Below are 17232 nucleotides of genomic sequence, written 5' to 3'. Positions count from 1 at the left end.
TACATTCTTCTCTCTATTTCTCTCTCGTCACCAGAAGTCTAATCAAATGTTCCAGAAATTCGTGATTGCCCGGTAACGTTTTCAGGCACTCCAGGGCCTGACTGGATCTGCGCTCCACGTCCGCCATGGCCTGTTCCAAGCCGTACAGGGAGACGTAGGTGGTCTTGTTGTTCTTCTCGTCGCTTCCGACAGGTTTGCCCAGGACATCCTGGCTGCTGGTCACATCCAGAATATCGTCCTGTATCTGGAAGGCCATACCGATGGCGGCCGCCATCTCCTCCACCGTCTTAAGCTGGGCCTCGTCAGCGCCGCCTAAAAGGGCGCCTATCATCATGGGGGCCTCCAAAAGGGCGCCGGTCTTGAGCCGGAAGATAAAATCCAGCTGCTCCGCGTCAAGCGGACTTCCGGTCAGCTCCACATCCACAGTCTGCCCGCCAATCATGCCATAAATACCTGCCTTGGAGGACAAAATCTGGATGCAGCGGCCCACAATGTCCGCCCGGTCCGTCATGGAAAATGCCTTTGACGCCGTCTCCATGGCCTGGATAAACAGGGCATCGCCTGCCAGAACCGCCATGTCGTAGCCGTATTTCACCCAGGTGGTGGGGAGTCCTCTGCGGAACTCGTCGTTGTCCATGCAGGGCAGATCGTCGTGAACCAGGGAGAAGGTGTGAATCATCTCGATGGCCGCCATAAACGGCTCCACCTCTCTGCCCTCCCCGCCAAACAGACGGTACACTTCCCGCATAAACAGCGGGCGGAGTCTTTTGCCCCCCGCCTTCATACTGTAATTCATCGCTTCGATTAAATGTTTCTGGTAACCCTCTTCTTTGGGAAGCCAGGCTTCGATCACCTGCTCCACTTCCCGGGTATAACATGCAAGCTGCTCACTGGGATTCATAATCTCCTCCATCTTCAGCCAGTACCATGATCTGTTTTTCTACTTTATCAAGCCGTAAGCTGCACTCCTTCACCAGCTTCATCCCCGCCTCGTAGGAGGCAAAGGATTCTTCCAGGGTGCTGTCGCCGCTCTCCATCTGTTCCACAATCGCTTCCAATTCGCGGAAGGTCTCCTCGATGGATTTGGTCTCCTGGGGTGCCGCTTCCTGGTCTGCTTTCTTTGTTCTTGCCATATGTTCTCTTATCCTCTATCTATTGTTGCCGGGTTTGGCTGACACATTGTTGCTTTTTCTGTTACTTTCTTCTATCATTTTCTGCCGCCAGCTTTGCCGCTTTCCTCAGCGTTATCCGCTGCCACGGCCAGCGCTTCTGTCTCCACAACCTGACTTCTGACCTTGCCGTCCGCCAGGCGGACCTCCATCATATCTCCGGCGTGAAGCGTTTCCACGCTCTCCACCCGGCGTCCGTCTCCGTCTGTGACGAAGCCGAATCCTTTTCCAATCTTCTGAAGCGGGGATAAGCCGTGAAGCCGGCCGCTTAAGATAGCCAGACGGTGGCGTTCCTGCATCATGTTCCGCTCCATGATTGTCTTCATTCTGTCTTCCAGTTCCACCAGACGCTGGCGTCTGTCACGCAGCTGCCGCTCCGGGTGGTACATTTTCAATTTCAGACGATACTGTTCCAGCCAGTATCTGCGCCGCTCCATCTTCCGCTCCATGCTTCGAAGAAGCGCCTGATGGTACATAGCCACCTGGCCCTCAAACTGCCGGTAGTCGAACACCGCCAGCTCGGCCGCCGCCGAAGGCGTCGGCGCCCTCATATCCGCCACATAATCAGCTATGGTCACATCGGTCTCATGGCCCACCGCCGAGATCACCGGGGTGTGGCACTCAAAGATGGCACGCGCCACCATTTCCTCGTTAAAGGCCCATAAGTCCTCGATGGAACCGCCGCCGCGGCCCACAATCATCACATCCAGCCCCATCTTATCCAGCGTTTTGATTCCCTGCACAATGCTGTATTTCGCCTGCTCTCCCTGCACCAGGGCCGGGTAGAGAACCAGCTGGACGTATGGGTTCCGCCTCGCCGAGATATTCATGATATCACGGATGGCCGCGCCTGTGCTGGCCGTCACGATTCCCACGGTTTTTGCATATTTCGGAATCGGCTGCTTGTACTCCGGGGCAAACATCCCCATCTCTTCCAGTTCATCCCGCAGCTTCTGGTAACGCTCAAACAAATCGCCGTTGCCGTCCCGCTTGATTTCCCTGGCATACAGCTGGTATTTGCCGTCCCGCTCGTAGACATCCACGGAGCCGGACACCACCACCTGCTGTCCTTCCTGTAATGTAAAAGTGAGACCTTTTCTCTGGCTGGCAAACATCACAGCCGATAAGGTCCCTGACTTGTCTTTCAATGTAAAATAAATATGTCCTGATGAATGATACTTGCAGTTGGATATCTCTCCCTTGACAGAAATACGGTTCAGCAGGTAATCCTGCGTAAACATATTCTTGATATAGGAGTTCACCTGCGATACGGAATATACACCTGCCATAGATTAACCCTGCACCAGCTTCGCCAGCACACCATTGATAAACGCCGGTGACTCGTTCCCTCCGAACTTTTTAGCCAGCTCCACCGCCTCGTTGATGGCCACCTTCTCTGGCACCTCATCGTCGTAAAGCATCTCATAAAGCGCCAGGCGGAGAATCGTCAAATCCACTCTTCCCATCCGCTTGGTCTTCCATCCCTGGGCCACCTCATCAATCTTCGCGTCCAGCTCCGGAACCTTGCGCATGATGTCTTCCGTCTTGCTCTTCAAAAATTCCTCATGCTTTTCGCTCATGACGACGCTGTGAAGAATCTCCTCCACCCCTTCCGGAGTTTCCCCTTCCTCACTGGGCTCCTCAAAATAGCGTTCCAACTGCTCTTCCTTCTCCTCCGCCGGATAAAAATCAGCGCAGAACAACATCTTAAAACAGTGTTCACGCAGTTGACTCCTTGTCATCTATTAAATCCTCCCATATGACAACAGCCACAAATCTGGCGGCTGATTCATTTCTATGCATATTTAATCATTTGGGTCTATTATATATGAAACCCACCCATTCTACAAGAGTTTTATCCACTTTTGTTCATTTCTATTTTATCATACCGGTGAATTCTTGTAAATCCGGTTTCTGCTGGCAAGCGTTCGTTCTGCACGATTTAAGCGGCCTGCCTGCCTTTGAACCGCCTAAAATTAATTGGAACATCTTGCATTTGGCCGGAAGCCATGATATAGTAACAGAACAATCGTTATCATATCATTGACAGTCGATAGCTTTTTATAAGAGACTATCGCCAACCTTCCCCGGTCATCGTGCCGGTGTTCTGCCATTTCAGGCTATCTGGTTTTCTTCGTCCCCATCGGACTGAATTCCCAAATAACTGATTCTTTACTTTTTAGAAAAAACAAGCAGAAGCTATTGTCTGTCACAGTCAAACACTTTATAATGGAGATAGGTTCTTATATAGCTGGACTGGAGGCTATATGCAGGAAACACACAGCCATCTGCCGGTTGAAGATATGGTTCTAAAAACAGCCGCGCAGTATTTCGCCGATGAACTCTTCCCTTTTCTAGGCATCCGCGAAAAAGCCACCGTGGCCGCTCCTACGGAGCAGGTTTATCTGGAGGCGAAAAGTTTTTATGAGGATTTCAATTATGTGGTAGGAGAGGGGAAATGGATTCATTTAGAGTTTGAAAGTGACAGTGTGACAGCAGAGGACTTACAACGGTTCCGGTGCTATGAAGCCGTGACCAGTTATACTTATCACGTGTCTGTCACGACTTATGTGGTCTGCTCTTCGAAAGTGAAGAACATGTTATCCCAGTTGGAGTCAGGCATCAATACTTATCGTGTCATCCCTATCCGTTTGAAGGATAAGGATGCGGACCGATTATTTCAGGATGTCATGGAAAAGAAGGCCCAGGGCCAGCCTCTGGGAAAGAAGGACCTGGTCCCACTCCTGCTTGCCACACTGATGTCCGGGACCATGGCACAAAAAGACAGGATTATCCAAAGCAGCCAGCTGATTCAGGAAAGCGAACAGCTGGACAAGGAAGAAGGCGCCAAGATGTTGTCCGTGCTCTATGCACTGGCTAATAAGTTTCTAAATGATGACGATTTGAAGAAAGTCAGGGAGGTGTTGTTTATGACCAGATTAGGACAAATGCTATATAATGATGGGGTGGCCGATGGAATGATGAAGGGCCTGGAAAAGGGAATTGAGACCGGTACCCGGCGGGTCAATCAGCTGACTGCTCATCTTCTTAGGGATAACCGCCACGCTGATCTCTTACGCTCACTGGAAGACCCGGATTTTCAGGAATTGCTTTTTAAAGAATATCATCTGTAAAGAAATTTGCAAGGAATTTACGCCGGGAGGCTCAGGTCTGTGGTCAGACCTAGAGGCTCCCGGCGTTTTTGATTTATTGGTTTAAAAATGTTTTGATATTGTCCAGCACCTTCCGGGTCAGGAGTTCGAAGGCCTGTTTTGTGCGGCCGGCGGAGACGTTCGGGCAGATGACGTTGGGGTGGGGGAGCAGGGTTTGGGCTGCTTCGCCCAGGGCTCCGGCGGTGTCGCAGACGACATAGTTGGTGCCGCGGTTTGTCCAGTTTATCAGGGCATCGGCATCGAAGGAGGGGCCGATGGAGGTGTTGAAGAAGATTTTTCCATCACCCATCAGGCGAAACTCCTCCTCGTGAAGAAGAATCACGTTTTTGTTGAGGCAGGTCAGGATGACATCGCAGGTCTGTAACAGGTCCGGGAGGTCACGGTATCTCATGCCTTTGGATTCGTATTCCGGCTTGCGGCTGCGGCTGTAATAGGAAATATCGGCTCCCATATATTGAAGGGCCTCGGCCGTCATGGCTCCGGAGACGCCAAGGCCAATGATGCCGGTTTTCAAGCCGGTGATTTCCACCGGAAGTTCCTGCCACATGGGACGGTCGTAACCGTGAAGCAGGCGGACCAGCTCGCAGAGCACGAATTCCACCACACCTCTGTCGCCGTAATCACGGATTCCGTAGACGGTGATCCCATGGGCTCTGGCATAGGCGATGTCCACGTTGGCGCTCTCCTCGGAGTAGAGACTGCAGCACATGCCCACGTAACGGATGTTGGGGCAATGCTCAAAGACATACTGGTTGATTTTGGAGGTGTAGCTCAATAAAACTCCGTCGGCATCGCCGATTCTGCGGATAATCTCGTCATCGTCGGACGGGATATCGTCATACTGAATCACCTCTTCCGCATACTGATGAAGCTCTTTCTCGCCCCATTCCACAAGGCTGACCGGCTCAATGGCCACTAATTTCCTGAACATTTATTGTTCCCCCTTTTCTTAATCCAATGACTGATTGGCTGATAATGTTTCGATTCACACTTATTCATACTTATAACACAATTGGTGATACCAGATTGCGAAGAAGCGCTACTACGCTCCACCCGGCGATGGCGCTGGTGCTGGAGTAAATATCCACCACGGCTTTCACTCCCTCAATTTCGGCGGTAATTTTGTGGTCATCTCCCACCATGCCCGGAACACTGTGGATAGATACGGAGGTATGCTCCGGCCCGGTTGTGGCCAGGGAAGTGGCAACGGCTACATTTACCTTGGTCGGAAGGAGGGCGATGGCCTCTTTCGCATTGCCGTTAAACACATTAGTGGAATCGGTGTCCGTCATCAAATGCTCCTCATACAGAGGGGTATTCCGAAGCGACGCCGGTCCTTTCCTCGTCTCAATGCCAGCAGTGGCCTGGCCCATGAGGGATACAGTCTGCAGTACATCGAAGCCGCCCACGGCCCCCGATGCGATATGTACCTTTGTACCATGCTCTCTTGCAGTCTGCTTCACCTGCTCCAGGAATTCGCTGTCCGCAAATGCACCGATGGACAGCACCACCAGATTGCACCCGGCTGACAGTACCTTGACTGCCATATCCTTCACACAGGCCACGGAAGCCGCTTCCGCAATATAGTCCGGTTTTAATTCCAGAAGCTCGTCCACATCTTTACAGGCTTTGCACCCGGCATCCGCCGCCATCTTTCCCGTGGTCTCCTCATTCCGACCGAATACGCCTGCCAGTTCATATTCCTCCAACAGTCCATTCTTCCACGCATCCACCACAATCTGGCTCAAATAACCGGTTCCCACAATTCCTAATCTTAACTTTTTCATGTTATAATCCCCTTCTTCTTATTGTTTCTTTATCATGATAACTCCGCCCATTCCGGCAGTTTATCATTCACATTTTTAATCACGCAAAAAGACCCCTGCCAGCATTTCCTCTACGCAGGAGCCTTTTTATTTTATTTATCGCTTTCCATATTGACGCCGGCAATCTTAATGTTGACATCCAGCACCACCAGCCCCGTCATATTCTCAATGGCTGTCTTCACCTTATCCTGCACCTTCTCGCTGACGGTCGGGATATTATAGCCATATTTCATATTCAGGGACAAATCCACGGATACGTGCTCTTCCGTCACTTCCACCTTGACGCCCTTGGATAAATTCTTCATGCCAAGCTTTCCTACCAGCTCGTTGGTAATATTGCCCGCCATGGAATCCACGCCTTCCACTTCTGTTGCCGCCAGACCCGCGATGATCGCCACCACCTCGTCTGCAATCTGAACTTCGCCGATTTTATCTTTTTCATATACTTTATGAGTATTTCTGTTTTCCATCTCTGCCACAACGATTACCTCCTGTGTCTCTATTATATAATAGACTTATTATAGCAAATAATACTTTTATTTGCAAAGTTATTTTTACAGGAGGTTCCACCGATGAGAACAGCTATTACCTACTCCTCTAAGTTCAACAGCGTAATGATAATATTTTCCGCTCCAACCTCGGCTTTCCGCTTCACCACGTCCTCAATCTGGGCGCGCTGGGCGTCGGTGATGCTGGCGGCGTTGACTACCACGTCCACCTTGCCGGAGGTAATGCTGACAACCGGGTCGGAGAAGCCTTTGGCCATCAGAAGGGTTTCGGCGGCATTTTCCTTCTCGGCGATCTCGGTCAGCTCAATCATGTTCTGAATGGCGGCCTGTTTCGCATTTTCCTCAATATTAGTGTTGTTGATGATGTTTAACAGCGTCTCCTTGTTCTTGGCACGTGTCTGCTCCCGGTTTAACTGCACGCCGGCTATGTAATCCGTGACACTCATGCCGCTGGTCAGGACGGCTTCCCCCGGATTTTCCAGACCGCTTGGCACGGCTGTCTCCGTTGTGGCCGCAGCTTCGCCGCCAGCCCCTGCTGCCGCTCCCGCATCTCCGTTGTCCGTCTGCATTCCGGCATTGTCCGCCAGCGTCTCGGCGTCCGCCATCTCGATGTCCTCCAAATCCTGGTCCAGACTTGGGATTTCCATGAGATTTTCCTGTCCACTTAGCAGATTCTGATTCTCCGCCAGAATATCCTCATCGGAAATATCCATGGCTCCAGCCTCGTACACGCCGCCTCCTGCCGCCAGTTCTTTCTTCCCCGCGTAATTCAGATATCCCGCAGCCGCAATCATAACAGCTAGTGTTGTAACGATTATCTGATTCCTGCGGAACAGTTTTTTCATATTGACGTTTTTCATGTCTTTGATATGCTTCATGCCTACACTCCTTTTATTCCACCCGCTTTAATACTTTTATTTTATGTGACGGGATATCAAATAATGCTTCCATGGCCTCAGAAATTTCAGCTTTTACTTTCTGGCTCCCTCCGCCCTCGGCGCTGATGACCACTCCGGCCACCTCCGGCTTCAATTCCTTCTCCACAAAGGGGGCCTGGCTGTCGCCGCTTCCAGCCAGAATGGTATCCTCGGAAATGTCCTGGCTCTCCACATTCCGGCTTCCCCCGCTGCTGTCGGTTTCCTGGGTGGTGGAGACCGAGGAGTTGGTGTCCACCCGCAGCACTTTCTCCTCCGATGATTTCAACACAATCATCACGTCCACCTTGCCCACGCCCTCCACGTGGCTCAGGATTTCCTTTACCCTGGCTTCCATCTGCTGCTCGTAGGTTTTGCTCACCTGGGCGGCGGCTTCCGCGGCCGTGTCACCGGGGTTTTCGGCCAGCTTTGCCAGACTCTCGCTGGTCTTGCCGGAGCCATTTTTCATTCCCCCGCCCAGGAATCCGCCGCTGCCGTCCCCGGAAGGAAATGCCAGTATCAGCAGGATGAGTCCCACGGCCAGCAGAATCAGCCACTTGTCTTTACCGTTCTTCCAGTTGAATTTCGACGTCCATTGTTTGAAGTCCATAATATCCTTCCACCTTCCTTCTTAACCGGTTTAATGTTTCATCTGGCACGGGGACCTCCGCCGCCGTCTCCGTTTTTTCTCCAATCTCTACCGGTTTTACCTGCTCCACCGGCCTGACAGGTTCCCGCGGGGCGGCGGCGCCTGGTTCACTGCCTGCTCCACTGCCCCCCATCCCGCCGCTATCCGCCTCCCCCGGCGGCTCTCTTGTCACCGTCATGCGGATGTGGGTGACGGAGCCGAAGGATGGGCTGTCCTGGGTTCCGTCTATGGTCACATCCGTGTAGACCGGGTAACATTCCATATCCACCGCCATGGCCTCCACATCATTTGCTACCGCACGCTCATACTGGGTTATCATCTGGCTCAGCCGCTGCTGCTCCATGCCGGTCAGCTCCTTCCTCAAATCCTCCGATTCATTTTGCAGGGAAATGGTCTCAAAATAGTAGGCAATCTTATCCTCCAGCCGAAGGCCCCCGGTCAGTGGTTTCAAGACCAGCAGAATAAACACCATGCCGGAAAATAGTTTTAAATACTTCTCATACTTTTTGTTTGGCAGCAAATTAACCACCACGGTAATAAATATGAGATAAAATACAATATTTCCTACCCAGCTGTACAGTGCGGACATGGCTCCTCCCCTTCTATATTGTAGTAACCGCTATGCATAATAACTCACATTGGTCCCGGCGCAGACCACCGCCACCGTGATGATGAGCAGCAGCGCGGCGGCCATCACCATGTTTAACAGCAGCTTATGCCCCTTGGCGGCCGCCGACACACAGGATACCAGCCGCTTATCGCAGACCGGCTCCAGAACCGCCGCCACACAGCGGTAAAGAACCATCAGCACCGCCAGCTTCATCACCGGAACCGCCACGATCACCAGCAGAATAATCACGGCGGCCATCCCCATGGTATTCTTAATCAAAACGCCGGACCCCAGTATCATCTGGGTGACGGCCGACGCCCCCTGCCCGATTCCCGGTATCAGTCCTATCAGCTTCTGCACCGCCGAATTCTTCACGGAATCCACATAGGGCAGCACCAGCCCCTGAATCACATGAAATCCCAGAACCACCCCAATCAAAGTCTTAAGTCCCCAGCCGATGATCTGCTCCAGCAGCTCCGTCAGGTTGGAAATGATTTCCTCCTTGGAAATATGGCTCGCCAGCACCAGTATCATATAGACGCGGACCAGCGGTATCAGCCCGCTCCCTATGAGCCACTGGGCGGCCGTGATAATCCAGAGGGTAAATTCATACATGGCCACCGAGGACACACTCCCCCCGGCAAATGCCACAGCCATAAAAAATGTAGGCATCAACACCTTCATAAAGTCCAGTATCTTCCCCACCACATCGCTGGCTATGGTGATGCTCTGGAAAAAGCTGGTGGTCAAAAACGTAAACAACAGCAGGTAGGTGACAAAAAATCCGGTCTCCGAAATCTGGCTCCCATTAAAGACACTGGAAAAGTTGGTGAACACCGCCCCAAATATCCCCAGAATAATAATCTGCCCCATGAGAACACCGCCGTTATGTATCTCCGCAAACAGCGTATTTTTAATCGCCCCCAGGAATTTCTCAAACACCTGGACCAGATGGCCTGCCATCAAATCCTTCATCACTTCCTGAAAAGACAGATTCCAGCCGGTCTCCCCCTTCTGCTGGTTGATGAAGTCCTGGATATCCTGGAAGTCAAAGTTATCCATGGCGCCCTGGACAGATTCCCCCTCATCCAGGGCTTCAGTCTCTGCCTGTCCGCTCCTGGCGCCGGTCCCGGAAACACCAGCACCCGCAGCCGCCAAAGCCACGCCCCCCTCAGCCGCCCATGCAGGCGTGGAAAATCCCACCGCCAAAAGCATGATCACTCCAAGCCAAATCCCGGCCCCAAACAGCACATTTTCGTATAATCCCCGCCCACTCATGACAGAAACACCTGGAGCGTCTCCATCAAAGCCAGCAGGATGGGCATGCTCACCGCCAGTATGGACAGTTTTCCAAAGATTTCAATCTGCGTCCCCACAGAGCCGTACCCGGCATCCTTGCACACCCCGGAGGCAAACTCCGCAATGTAGGTAATCCCAATCATTTTCATCAGAGTTCCCAGGTACACGCTGTTAATCTTGATATATCCCTGCACCTTCTCCATGGTGTCCAGGATGGTCTCCAGCTTACTCACCCCGTAAAAGAAAATCAGGAAACCGGCGCTGACCACCAGATAAACTCCATACTCCCCCTTTACCCCCTTCAGCTGGACGGCCAGAAGCACCGCCACCAGACCGATAATTGATATGGTTACGACAGTCATGCTAATCACTCCTACAATGCAAACAGATTTTTAATCGTCTCAAACAAATCATAGATATAGGGCACCATCCAGAACAGCACCAGAATCAACCCTGCCAGACTGGTCAGGAACGCCTGCTCCTCCCTCCCGCTGTGCTTTAACACCTGGCAGATGACGGAGACCAGTATCCCCACCGCCGCTATCTTAAAGATTAAATTGACACCCATGCCTTCCTCCTCTTAACACAATACAATCACCAAAAACAGCCCCGCCATAATCCCAAGGCTGGTATAGAGATGGCTCTTCTCCCTCTGGTGCTCCCGCAGATAATCAATGGCGATATCCAGCTGCTCCAAATACAGCAGGATGGTTCTCTCCTGCATGTCGCAGTCCAGATACCCTAAGTGCTCCCCGAAGCCGGCCAGTTCCTGCCTGTCCTTACCTGTCAGGCCGGAATCATTTCCCAGCTTGTCTATCTCTTCCTTCCACATGGCGTAGAAGGCTTCCCCCTGCTGCATCTCGATTCGTCTGGCGACAGCCACGAAAAAGCGCCCCAACGCTCCATCATTCTTTCGCCCCACATGGTAAAATGCTTCCTCCAACGGCGCGTTGGCGTAAATGATTTCGCCTTTCAGCATAAATATCATCCGCCGCAGCTGTTCCACCGCCAATAAATGGGCCTTCCACTGCCCCGCCATCCAGAATCCCAGACCGCTTGTGGCCGCAATCACGCAGATGCCGCCAATGATTTTCACAATCATAGACAGCCCTCCGGGTGGTACAGCTGGGTTCCCCTGGAATCATAAATCTGGGCCACATGTCCGATTTTCCCCTTATTGTCCAGCACGATGTACCGCTCAAATATCCGCTCCTGCACCAGTTTTCGAAGGACCGGCTTCTGTTTGATGTCCTCCACGGAATTACCGTGAACCGTGGCAATCAGCTTGCAGCCGCAGTTCATCACATACTCCATGGCCTCCAAATCCTCCCGGCTTCCAATCTCGTCCACCGCAATCACCCGCGGCGACATGGTCCGTATCAGCATCATCATGCCTCTGGCTTTGGGACAGCAGTCCAGAATATCGGTCCGGATACCCAGTTCATTCTGTGGCACCCCCTGATAGCAGGCCCCGATTTCCGAGCGCTCGTCAATCACCCCCACCGTCATCCCCGGCTCCTTTCCGGTGCCGTTGGATATCTGGCGGATCATGTCCCGCAGCAGCGTCGTTTTCCCGCATCTCGGCGGCGAGATCACCAGCGTATGGAAAATGTCTCCGCCATGATACAGATAGGGCAGCACCGCCGAGGCACAGCCCTTCACCTGGTGGGACAGGCGGACATTGATGAAGGACACGTACTTCATGGAGCGGATTCCCTTGTCGTCCACAATGGTCTTCCCCGCAATTCCAATCCGGTGCCCGCCCTGGATGGTGATAAAGCCCTGCTTCATTTCCTCCTCATAAGCGTAGAGGGAGTAGTGACTGATATACTCCATGGTCTCCCGCACTTCCTCCCGCGACACCACATAAGCGTCCTCCGCTTTCCCGCTGAGCCGTCCGCTGTGAGTCAGGTAATACTCTGTATTCTTATAAATCACAAGAAGCGGCGCCAGCACTCTCAGACGAATCTCCTGCACGTCCTCAAAGTCCACATCCAGCCGCCCCAGCACATTTCGGATTGCCTTTGAAAATATCTTCACCAGCTCGTCTTTCTTCTCCATATCCCCGCCTCCTCTTCTTTCTCCAATATATGTAGAGGCTTATCCTAAAAATACCATTTAATTTTTCTTTTTGGACGGGTGCATTTCCAGACACAAAAAAAGAGCGCCGGGAGAGACATGTTACCTCTTCCGGCGCTCCATATTTTATAATATCCATAGGTTAAGACTTAATCACCAGCCCCAGCCGCTTCGCCAGCTCCGCCGCCTGATACAAATCAACTACGGCCCCCTTTAACTCCGTCAGTTCATCGGACAGAGACAGGCCGCTTAAATTACAGGTGGTAAAATCCATTCCGCGAAGGGGGGTTTTGAAAAAGCTGGCGCTCTCAAGTATTACGTTGGTCCAGGTGATGGCCTTACATTTACACTGGGAAATGTTGCCACCTGTCATCTGGGTTTCCTCAATTCTGATTTTCTCCAGCTTGGAGGAATCGAAATTGACATAGTTTAAGTTGCAGTCCTTGATGACCACATTTTGAATCACACTCCCGCAGAATCTGGCTCCCAGCCCCTTGGAGGAGAGGAAACGGCAGCGGTTGAAATACCCGTCGCTGAAATTGCTGTTGGAAAAATCGCAGGACTGAAAGATAACATCCGTGAATTCCGCCTTGGTAAAAGAGCAGTCTTGAAAACTGCAGTTCTCAAACAACACCTTCGAGACACACAGCCCCTCCAAATCCTCCTCCAGCACATCCAGTTTCACAATATGCTTCTCCTCCAGCCGCTCTTCCCGCTCCTTATACTCCATCAACACTTCCACTCCACCCGCCAGCTCCTCCAACTGCGGCGGCATCCACGGCTGCATAATTCCCGTTGCCATATCTGTCATCCTCCAGTAAACCTTTTTCTTTTGATCATTCTATTTCTGAATCATATTCTCCCATCCTGTATATCACATTTTCACAAGCCAGTCAATGGTACCTCATATTCCTCCCCATTTATCACAACCGCTTTCACATCTTCTAAGTCCAAAACCCTGGAGAACCCGATGGTCATCGTGCCATCCTCCCCCTCGGTCCAGCCAAAGGATATTTCCTCCACGATCTCATCAAGTTCCCCATCTCCTTTGTCAAATAGTGTCAGCAGTTCGCCGTCTTTCTTTCGCAGGGAAAGGGTTCGTACCGGGCTGTTCTCCAGCTCGCTGACTGTGCTGTCAAAATACAGTTTCACATTGATGCTGGAAATAACCACCTTTTTACAGTTTGGTATCTCCGGAGTATCAAGCACCAGGCGGGGCATGGAAGACGGTTTTTCAACCGAAAAGGTTACTACCAGATTCTGCTGTCCATCCATCCGCTCCATTACCATGATATTCACCGCAAAATCCTCCTCCCCATCTGCCCAGTCCAGTCCCATCCTGACCGCAATCACCACGCTGTCAGCTTCCACAGATTCCATATCCACGAAAGAAGAGCCTGCCGCATCCGCCATGAATCTTAAGCGGCGGACAAATGCCTCCAGCTCTCCCCCCTGCAGTTCCTCCATGGGAGTCACCCGAAACTTCGCCAGTAGCGTATCTTCCGTATAACTGTACTCTTCAAACGCAATCCTCACATTTCCATACACAACACTCTGGTCTTCCACCGCCACATAACTTCCCTTCACAGTCTCAGACACCTGGCTATCCGCATTCTGAAAAAAGGATTTAAAAAATTCCACCGGCCCCGCCCCTGTCATCGCAAATGTCATCGTTGCCGCCGCCAGCACAATCCCCAGCGCTGCCAGACATACCACTGCCGACTTTCGCATCTTCCTGACACCATACCGTTTTCTCTCCAAAACAAGCTGCTCCACCGGCTGCCCGGAAGCATGCAGTTTCGAAAATGTTTCCTTATATAACTCCCTGTTACTCTTCATTCCACACCTCCTGCAGCTTCTCCTTCAACATGTTCCTGGCCCTCAGTAACCTGGTGCTCACAGCTGTCTCCCTGATGCCGAGAAGCTGCGCAATCTCTTTCGTCGAATAATCCTCATAATAATACAAGTGAACCACCACCCGGTATTTTTGCGCCAGTTCCATCACCGCCAGAAACAACTCGCTCTGTTCCTTCTCCTCAAATTTCAAAGAATTCGCATAGTCCTCCAGATTCTGGGAGCGGCTGCGCCATGGCGAAATCAGCATTTTCTTACATTCATTGATGGTCACACGAATCAGCCAGTTTTTCTTGTGTTCCTCCGATTCCAGCGTCTTTTTATTGTGGTAATATTTTATCAGCACATTCTGTGTGATATCGTCCGCGTCATAACTGTTTTTCATATAATGATACGCGATTGCAAAAATGCAGTCTCGATACCGCTCTGCCGTCTCCTCCAGTTCCTCTCTCAACATCTCCGCCCAACGCTCCTTTATCTCAGATTTCATCCCTTCACCTGTAATATCTTTTACACCCACAAAATATCACAGAAAAATCTAAAATATTTTATTAACAGAAAAAACGGCCTGCCGTTTCCATACGCCCCGGCACGCCGTTCCATCCATCATCTAAAATCCTTTTTCCCTTAACCCGCTCACCAAGTTTACATAAAACTCCCGTACATCGAACTCCCGGATATTCTCCCGGTTCAAATCAATCATATCCCCATGGGAAATGCCTCTCTTGCCGGGTGTGGTCAGAAATGTGAAATTCTCTCCCCAGGGAAACGAACTCTCAGCCACAAGCCCGTCATTGGGCCCGTCAAAATATTTCACCAGCTGGTGGGAGAAATTCAGCGGAAAACGTCCGTCCGACGCCCGGTTTAATTTGGAGCCCACGCTCTGGTAGTAGACGCCGTCCATATCCGGCACCTTCTCATTGAAGGCCGTACAGGCGGAAGCTGTTAGGTCTGACACCGCCGCAATAAAATCCGGCTTTTCATCCCCCAGTTTTTTCAATGCCACATTGTAGGCGTCCGCCACTTTCTCCTTCAGCGCCACCGGCATTACATTTAACAGATAGTCCGCAAATACACAGCCTCTGTGGGGCGTATTAATCGTGGTCAGCGACGCCACCAGCTCCTCCACACCCAGACAGCTGATAGCGTACCGGCAGTCAAGACCGCCCTTGGAGTGGGCGATAATGTTCACCTTCTCACAGCCGGTCTCCTCCACAATCTGCCGAATCCTGGCCGCCAGCTCCACCCCGCTGTCCACCACAGAAGCGGCCGACTGATGATTTCCATAATATATCACGGCCCCGTTCTTCTCCAGCTCCTTCGGCACTCTTCCCCAGTAATTAAAGTATTTGAAATCACGGAAGAACACTCCATGAACCATCAACAGCGGATACCTGGTTCTGCACCGCTCCTCGTGCTCCAGGGAAGCCGTATGCAGGATTTTATGGCTCTCAAACCCGGCTTCCTCATAGGCAATCCCGATAATCTTCCATAATGCAAGCAGATTCAACACCGGCAGCCAGCCGCATAAAATCCCGATCACCCGCCATTTCAGTCCAATCTGGGCGGACGTGGCGTACACCCGGATGATTCCATTCCAGAAGACAATGGCCTCCACTACGATAACTGTCGCCAGATTGAGCAGCCAGACCACCGTACTCCCCATGAAAAATCTGGGAATCAGCCCAATCATCCATATCACCGATGCGCTCCCGGATATCAGAAACAGAATCAGCAGCTCGCACCCATCCGCGCAAATCCGGTGCCGTCTGAGAGGCATTCTCCGGTTTTCCAGCGATGGAACTACATTTATCAACAAAAAAAGCAAAAGCAGCGGAATGATCCACACATTCCATCCGGTAACTGCCTGCACCAGTGGACAATTGGCTGTGAGCCAGATCAGGCAGGCAGCCAGGCCTCTTATCAAATATTTCATTCCCCTTCACACTCCCCTCTCATCCGGACTGTAATACCCCTATTATACACTCCAATGAGTCCTCTGTGTGATTAAATTTCAAAAAGCTGGCGGCTGACAAACACCTGCCCGTCTCTCACCCGGCTGGCAGCCGTCACCGGTTTTCCGTCACAGAAAATCTGCTGCCGCTCAAACAGCTGTTTCACCTGGTTTCTGCTCAGAATCAGCTGCTGGGCAAACAGCGCATCGGCCCGCAGCCGCAGGGAGCCGTTCATCTTTATCTCAATTTCTTCTGTCCCATCCACTGCGCAGGGCGTCAGCATTTCCACTCGTTTTACCGTATAACCCGCGGGTGCCTCCAACACCTCCGCCCCGTTTCGGATAAAGGTCTCCCGGCTCGTCCCGTATGCTCTGGCAAGCTCCGGTGCATTTTGCAGAAATCCCTCGTACTCCTTCCGCTCTATGGAATCCAGGGCCACCCGCTCATAGATACTCATATTCCAGGTGCTCTTGCACTGGCGGCACCGGTAAATCAGCCATACATCCAAAAGCCGGCCGTTGCCGTTGACTCTGAATTTTCCGCTGTTGACAAACTCCGTCTTCTGTCCGCATTTGGGGCACCTGCGCCACACGACTGGGAGACTCTCCCCACTTATCTGCCACTGCTGTCTCATTCTTATGCTCATGATAAATCCCTCCGCAGCCAATCTATCATGAGTCCACGGCTCGCGGAAACCTCAATCTCGCTTCTGTATCAACTGGGTGGCAGTTCATGGCAAGTTTATGGCCGCTCCTATCTCTGCCCATACACGCGCAGCAAAAAGAGCAGTACCCACTAATCCAAAGTACTGCTCTCCATTATCTCCTTCTTCAATTGAAGAACGATTCTCTGTATGCTTTTTTCCGACAGGTAATACCGCTTCGCCAGTTCTCTGACGCCGGCGCCCATGGTATATTCCCTGTAAATAGTAAGATTCCGGTTCCGAAGCTCCTCACGCACCTTGGAGGTTTCGCCCCAGTTTTTCTTATTCTCCTGCTTCCTGGGAATATACACATACTCCCCATCCACATAGTTCTGTATCAATTCCACCAGCTCCTCCGGCAGAATTTCCATTGCTTTCTGATAGCGCATCGCTGCCTCCCAAACATATTTTTCTTGTCCGGAATAGCAAAGGCTATACAATTACTTTATCATTTCACTGCATAAGCCCGTGCTATGCAGCCATAACATATTT

The 17232-nt window shown here is 51.6% G+C and carries 22 protein-coding genes; 1 reads left to right on the top strand and 21 read right to left on the bottom strand.

All coding sequences use genetic code 11. The annotated features are described in order from the left end of the window. Positions 1-13: 13 nt before the first annotated feature. From HMPREF9473_RS05675 to nusB, 4 genes are all read right to left on the bottom strand, one after another. The gene (locus HMPREF9473_RS05675; protein ID WP_434059270.1) at positions 14-913 is read right to left on the bottom strand and encodes a polyprenyl synthetase family protein; all 900 of its coding nucleotides are present in this window, start codon (positions 911-913) and stop codon (positions 14-16) included. Further along, positions 888-1133 (bottom strand): exodeoxyribonuclease VII small subunit, encoded by a 246-nt coding sequence (xseB, locus tag HMPREF9473_RS05670; protein ID WP_006779109.1) that lies wholly within the window; start codon positions 1131-1133, stop codon positions 888-890. The genes HMPREF9473_RS05675 and xseB overlap by 26 nt, the downstream gene beginning before the upstream one ends. Before the next feature lie 74 nt (positions 1134-1207). Next, the gene (gene xseA, locus HMPREF9473_RS05665) at positions 1208-2458 is read right to left on the bottom strand and encodes an exodeoxyribonuclease VII large subunit (RefSeq protein ID WP_006779108.1); all 1251 of its coding nucleotides are present in this window, start codon (positions 2456-2458) and stop codon (positions 1208-1210) included. Between the two features lie 3 nt (positions 2459-2461). Continuing rightward, positions 2462-2911: a transcription antitermination factor NusB gene (gene nusB, locus HMPREF9473_RS05660; protein ID WP_006779107.1), complete on the bottom strand. Its 450-nt coding sequence runs from the start codon at positions 2909-2911 to the stop codon at positions 2462-2464. 525 nt (positions 2912-3436) lie between these two features. Between nusB and HMPREF9473_RS28065 the strand changes: the two genes are divergently transcribed. Then, the gene (locus tag HMPREF9473_RS28065; RefSeq protein ID WP_006779106.1) at positions 3437-4303 is read left to right on the top strand and encodes a hypothetical protein; all 867 of its coding nucleotides are present in this window, start codon (positions 3437-3439) and stop codon (positions 4301-4303) included. 73 nt (positions 4304-4376) lie between these two features. Here HMPREF9473_RS28065 and HMPREF9473_RS05650 read toward each other — a convergent pair whose 3' ends face one another. The 17 genes from HMPREF9473_RS05650 to HMPREF9473_RS05570 form a co-directional block, all read right to left on the bottom strand. Then, positions 4377-5273: a D-isomer specific 2-hydroxyacid dehydrogenase family protein gene (locus HMPREF9473_RS05650; protein WP_006779105.1), complete on the bottom strand. Its 897-nt coding sequence runs from the start codon at positions 5271-5273 to the stop codon at positions 4377-4379. A 70-nt stretch (positions 5274-5343) separates the two neighbouring features. Next, positions 5344-6129, bottom strand: coding sequence for an aspartate dehydrogenase domain-containing protein (locus HMPREF9473_RS05645; protein ID WP_006779104.1), 786 nt, complete (start codon positions 6127-6129; stop codon positions 5344-5346). A gap of 131 nt (positions 6130-6260) precedes the next feature. Continuing rightward, complete coding sequence (locus tag HMPREF9473_RS05640; protein WP_034858821.1) at positions 6261-6638, bottom strand: Asp23/Gls24 family envelope stress response protein; 378 nt, start codon at positions 6636-6638, stop codon at positions 6261-6263. A 119-nt stretch (positions 6639-6757) separates the two neighbouring features. After that, positions 6758-7555 carry a SpoIIIAH-like family protein gene (locus tag HMPREF9473_RS05635; RefSeq protein WP_006779102.1) on the bottom strand — a complete coding sequence of 266 codons (798 nt, stop codon included), beginning with the start codon at positions 7553-7555 and terminating at the stop codon, positions 6758-6760. A gap of 13 nt (positions 7556-7568) precedes the next feature. Continuing rightward, positions 7569-8201 carry a stage III sporulation protein AF gene (locus tag HMPREF9473_RS05630; RefSeq protein ID WP_006779101.1) on the bottom strand — a complete coding sequence of 211 codons (633 nt, stop codon included), beginning with the start codon at positions 8199-8201 and terminating at the stop codon, positions 7569-7571. Further along, positions 8155-8829, bottom strand: a complete 675-nt coding sequence (locus HMPREF9473_RS05625; protein ID WP_006779100.1) for a stage III sporulation protein AF — start codon at positions 8827-8829, stop codon at positions 8155-8157. Before HMPREF9473_RS05625 ends, HMPREF9473_RS05630 begins: the two co-directional genes overlap by 47 nt. Before the next feature lie 30 nt (positions 8830-8859). Next, positions 8860-10128: a stage III sporulation protein AE gene (locus HMPREF9473_RS05620; RefSeq protein ID WP_006779099.1), complete on the bottom strand. Its 1269-nt coding sequence runs from the start codon at positions 10126-10128 to the stop codon at positions 8860-8862. Continuing rightward, positions 10125-10511: a stage III sporulation protein AD gene (gene spoIIIAD, locus HMPREF9473_RS05615; RefSeq protein WP_006779098.1), complete on the bottom strand. Its 387-nt coding sequence runs from the start codon at positions 10509-10511 to the stop codon at positions 10125-10127. Before spoIIIAD ends, HMPREF9473_RS05620 begins: the two co-directional genes overlap by 4 nt. A gap of 11 nt (positions 10512-10522) precedes the next feature. Further along, positions 10523-10717 carry a stage III sporulation protein AC gene (gene spoIIIAC / locus HMPREF9473_RS05610; protein ID WP_006779097.1) on the bottom strand — a complete coding sequence of 65 codons (195 nt, stop codon included), beginning with the start codon at positions 10715-10717 and terminating at the stop codon, positions 10523-10525. A gap of 12 nt (positions 10718-10729) precedes the next feature. Next, the gene (locus HMPREF9473_RS05605; protein WP_006779096.1) at positions 10730-11251 is read right to left on the bottom strand and encodes a stage III sporulation protein AB; all 522 of its coding nucleotides are present in this window, start codon (positions 11249-11251) and stop codon (positions 10730-10732) included. After that, positions 11248-12210 (bottom strand): stage III sporulation protein AA, encoded by a 963-nt coding sequence (spoIIIAA, locus tag HMPREF9473_RS05600; protein ID WP_006779095.1) that lies wholly within the window; start codon positions 12208-12210, stop codon positions 11248-11250. Before spoIIIAA ends, HMPREF9473_RS05605 begins: the two co-directional genes overlap by 4 nt. A gap of 160 nt (positions 12211-12370) precedes the next feature. Further along, positions 12371-13030, bottom strand: coding sequence for a pentapeptide repeat-containing protein (locus HMPREF9473_RS05595; RefSeq protein WP_006779094.1), 660 nt, complete (start codon positions 13028-13030; stop codon positions 12371-12373). A gap of 80 nt (positions 13031-13110) precedes the next feature. Continuing rightward, positions 13111-14067 (bottom strand): DUF4179 domain-containing protein, encoded by a 957-nt coding sequence (locus HMPREF9473_RS05590; RefSeq protein ID WP_006779093.1) that lies wholly within the window; start codon positions 14065-14067, stop codon positions 13111-13113. Then, positions 14057-14572 (bottom strand): RNA polymerase sigma factor, encoded by a 516-nt coding sequence (locus tag HMPREF9473_RS05585; RefSeq protein ID WP_242830779.1) that lies wholly within the window; start codon positions 14570-14572, stop codon positions 14057-14059. Before HMPREF9473_RS05585 ends, HMPREF9473_RS05590 begins: the two co-directional genes overlap by 11 nt. Positions 14573-14692: 120 nt before the next feature. Then, complete coding sequence (locus tag HMPREF9473_RS05580) at positions 14693-16018, bottom strand: esterase/lipase family protein (RefSeq protein WP_006779091.1); 1326 nt, start codon at positions 16016-16018, stop codon at positions 14693-14695. A 71-nt stretch (positions 16019-16089) separates the two neighbouring features. Continuing rightward, entirely contained in the window at positions 16090-16683 is a 594-nt protein-coding gene (locus HMPREF9473_RS05575) for a DUF1062 domain-containing protein (protein ID WP_006779090.1), read from the bottom strand. 149 nt (positions 16684-16832) lie between these two features. Continuing rightward, a complete protein-coding gene (locus tag HMPREF9473_RS05570; RefSeq protein ID WP_006779089.1) occupies positions 16833-17129 on the bottom strand; it encodes a CD3324 family protein in 297 nt (98 codons plus the stop codon). Positions 17130-17232 lie beyond the last annotated feature (103 nt).

Origin of the sequence: Hungatella hathewayi WAL-18680 (assembly GCF_000235505.1) — a bacterium.
GTDB lineage: Bacteria > Bacillota > Clostridia > Lachnospirales > Lachnospiraceae > Hungatella_A > Hungatella_A hathewayi_A.
Note: the sequence above shows the minus strand (reverse complement) of the source record. Positions and strands in the feature narration are given on the sequence as shown.

Bases quoted from the DNA above. Each gene is read 5' to 3' on its own strand.
- HMPREF9473_RS05675 (WP_434059270.1), bottom strand. From the start codon at position 913: ATGGAGGAGATTATGAATCCCAGTGAGCAGCTTGCATGTTATACCCGG.
- xseB (WP_006779109.1), bottom strand. From the start codon at position 1,133: ATGGCAAGAACAAAGAAAGCAGACCAGGAAGCGGCACCCCAGGAGACC.
- xseA (WP_006779108.1), bottom strand. From the start codon at position 2,458: ATGGCAGGTGTATATTCCGTATCGCAGGTGAACTCCTATATCAAGAAT.
- nusB (WP_006779107.1), bottom strand. From the start codon at position 2,911: ATGACAAGGAGTCAACTGCGTGAACACTGTTTTAAGATGTTGTTCTGC.
- HMPREF9473_RS28065 (WP_006779106.1), top strand. From the start codon at position 3,437: ATGCAGGAAACACACAGCCATCTGCCGGTTGAAGATATGGTTCTAAAA.
- HMPREF9473_RS05650 (WP_006779105.1), bottom strand. From the start codon at position 5,273: ATGTTCAGGAAATTAGTGGCCATTGAGCCGGTCAGCCTTGTGGAATGG.
- HMPREF9473_RS05645 (WP_006779104.1), bottom strand. From the start codon at position 6,129: ATGAAAAAGTTAAGATTAGGAATTGTGGGAACCGGTTATTTGAGCCAG.
- HMPREF9473_RS05640 (WP_034858821.1), bottom strand. From the start codon at position 6,638: ATGGAAAACAGAAATACTCATAAAGTATATGAAAAAGATAAAATCGGC.
- HMPREF9473_RS05635 (WP_006779102.1), bottom strand. From the start codon at position 7,555: ATGAAGCATATCAAAGACATGAAAAACGTCAATATGAAAAAACTGTTC.
- HMPREF9473_RS05630 (WP_006779101.1), bottom strand. From the start codon at position 8,201: ATGGACTTCAAACAATGGACGTCGAAATTCAACTGGAAGAACGGTAAA.
- HMPREF9473_RS05625 (WP_006779100.1), bottom strand. From the start codon at position 8,829: ATGTCCGCACTGTACAGCTGGGTAGGAAATATTGTATTTTATCTCATA.
- HMPREF9473_RS05620 (WP_006779099.1), bottom strand. From the start codon at position 10,128: ATGAGTGGGCGGGGATTATACGAAAATGTGCTGTTTGGGGCCGGGATT.
- spoIIIAD (WP_006779098.1), bottom strand. From the start codon at position 10,511: ATGACTGTCGTAACCATATCAATTATCGGTCTGGTGGCGGTGCTTCTG.
- spoIIIAC (WP_006779097.1), bottom strand. From the start codon at position 10,717: ATGGGTGTCAATTTAATCTTTAAGATAGCGGCGGTGGGGATACTGGTC.
- HMPREF9473_RS05605 (WP_006779096.1), bottom strand. From the start codon at position 11,251: ATGATTGTGAAAATCATTGGCGGCATCTGCGTGATTGCGGCCACAAGC.
- spoIIIAA (WP_006779095.1), bottom strand. From the start codon at position 12,210: ATGGAGAAGAAAGACGAGCTGGTGAAGATATTTTCAAAGGCAATCCGA.
- HMPREF9473_RS05595 (WP_006779094.1), bottom strand. From the start codon at position 13,030: ATGGCAACGGGAATTATGCAGCCGTGGATGCCGCCGCAGTTGGAGGAG.
- HMPREF9473_RS05590 (WP_006779093.1), bottom strand. From the start codon at position 14,067: ATGAAGAGTAACAGGGAGTTATATAAGGAAACATTTTCGAAACTGCAT.
- HMPREF9473_RS05585 (WP_242830779.1), bottom strand. From the start codon at position 14,572: ATGAAATCTGAGATAAAGGAGCGTTGGGCGGAGATGTTGAGAGAGGAA.
- HMPREF9473_RS05580 (WP_006779091.1), bottom strand. From the start codon at position 16,018: ATGAAATATTTGATAAGAGGCCTGGCTGCCTGCCTGATCTGGCTCACA.
- HMPREF9473_RS05575 (WP_006779090.1), bottom strand. From the start codon at position 16,683: ATGAGCATAAGAATGAGACAGCAGTGGCAGATAAGTGGGGAGAGTCTC.
- HMPREF9473_RS05570 (WP_006779089.1), bottom strand. From the start codon at position 17,129: ATGCGCTATCAGAAAGCAATGGAAATTCTGCCGGAGGAGCTGGTGGAA.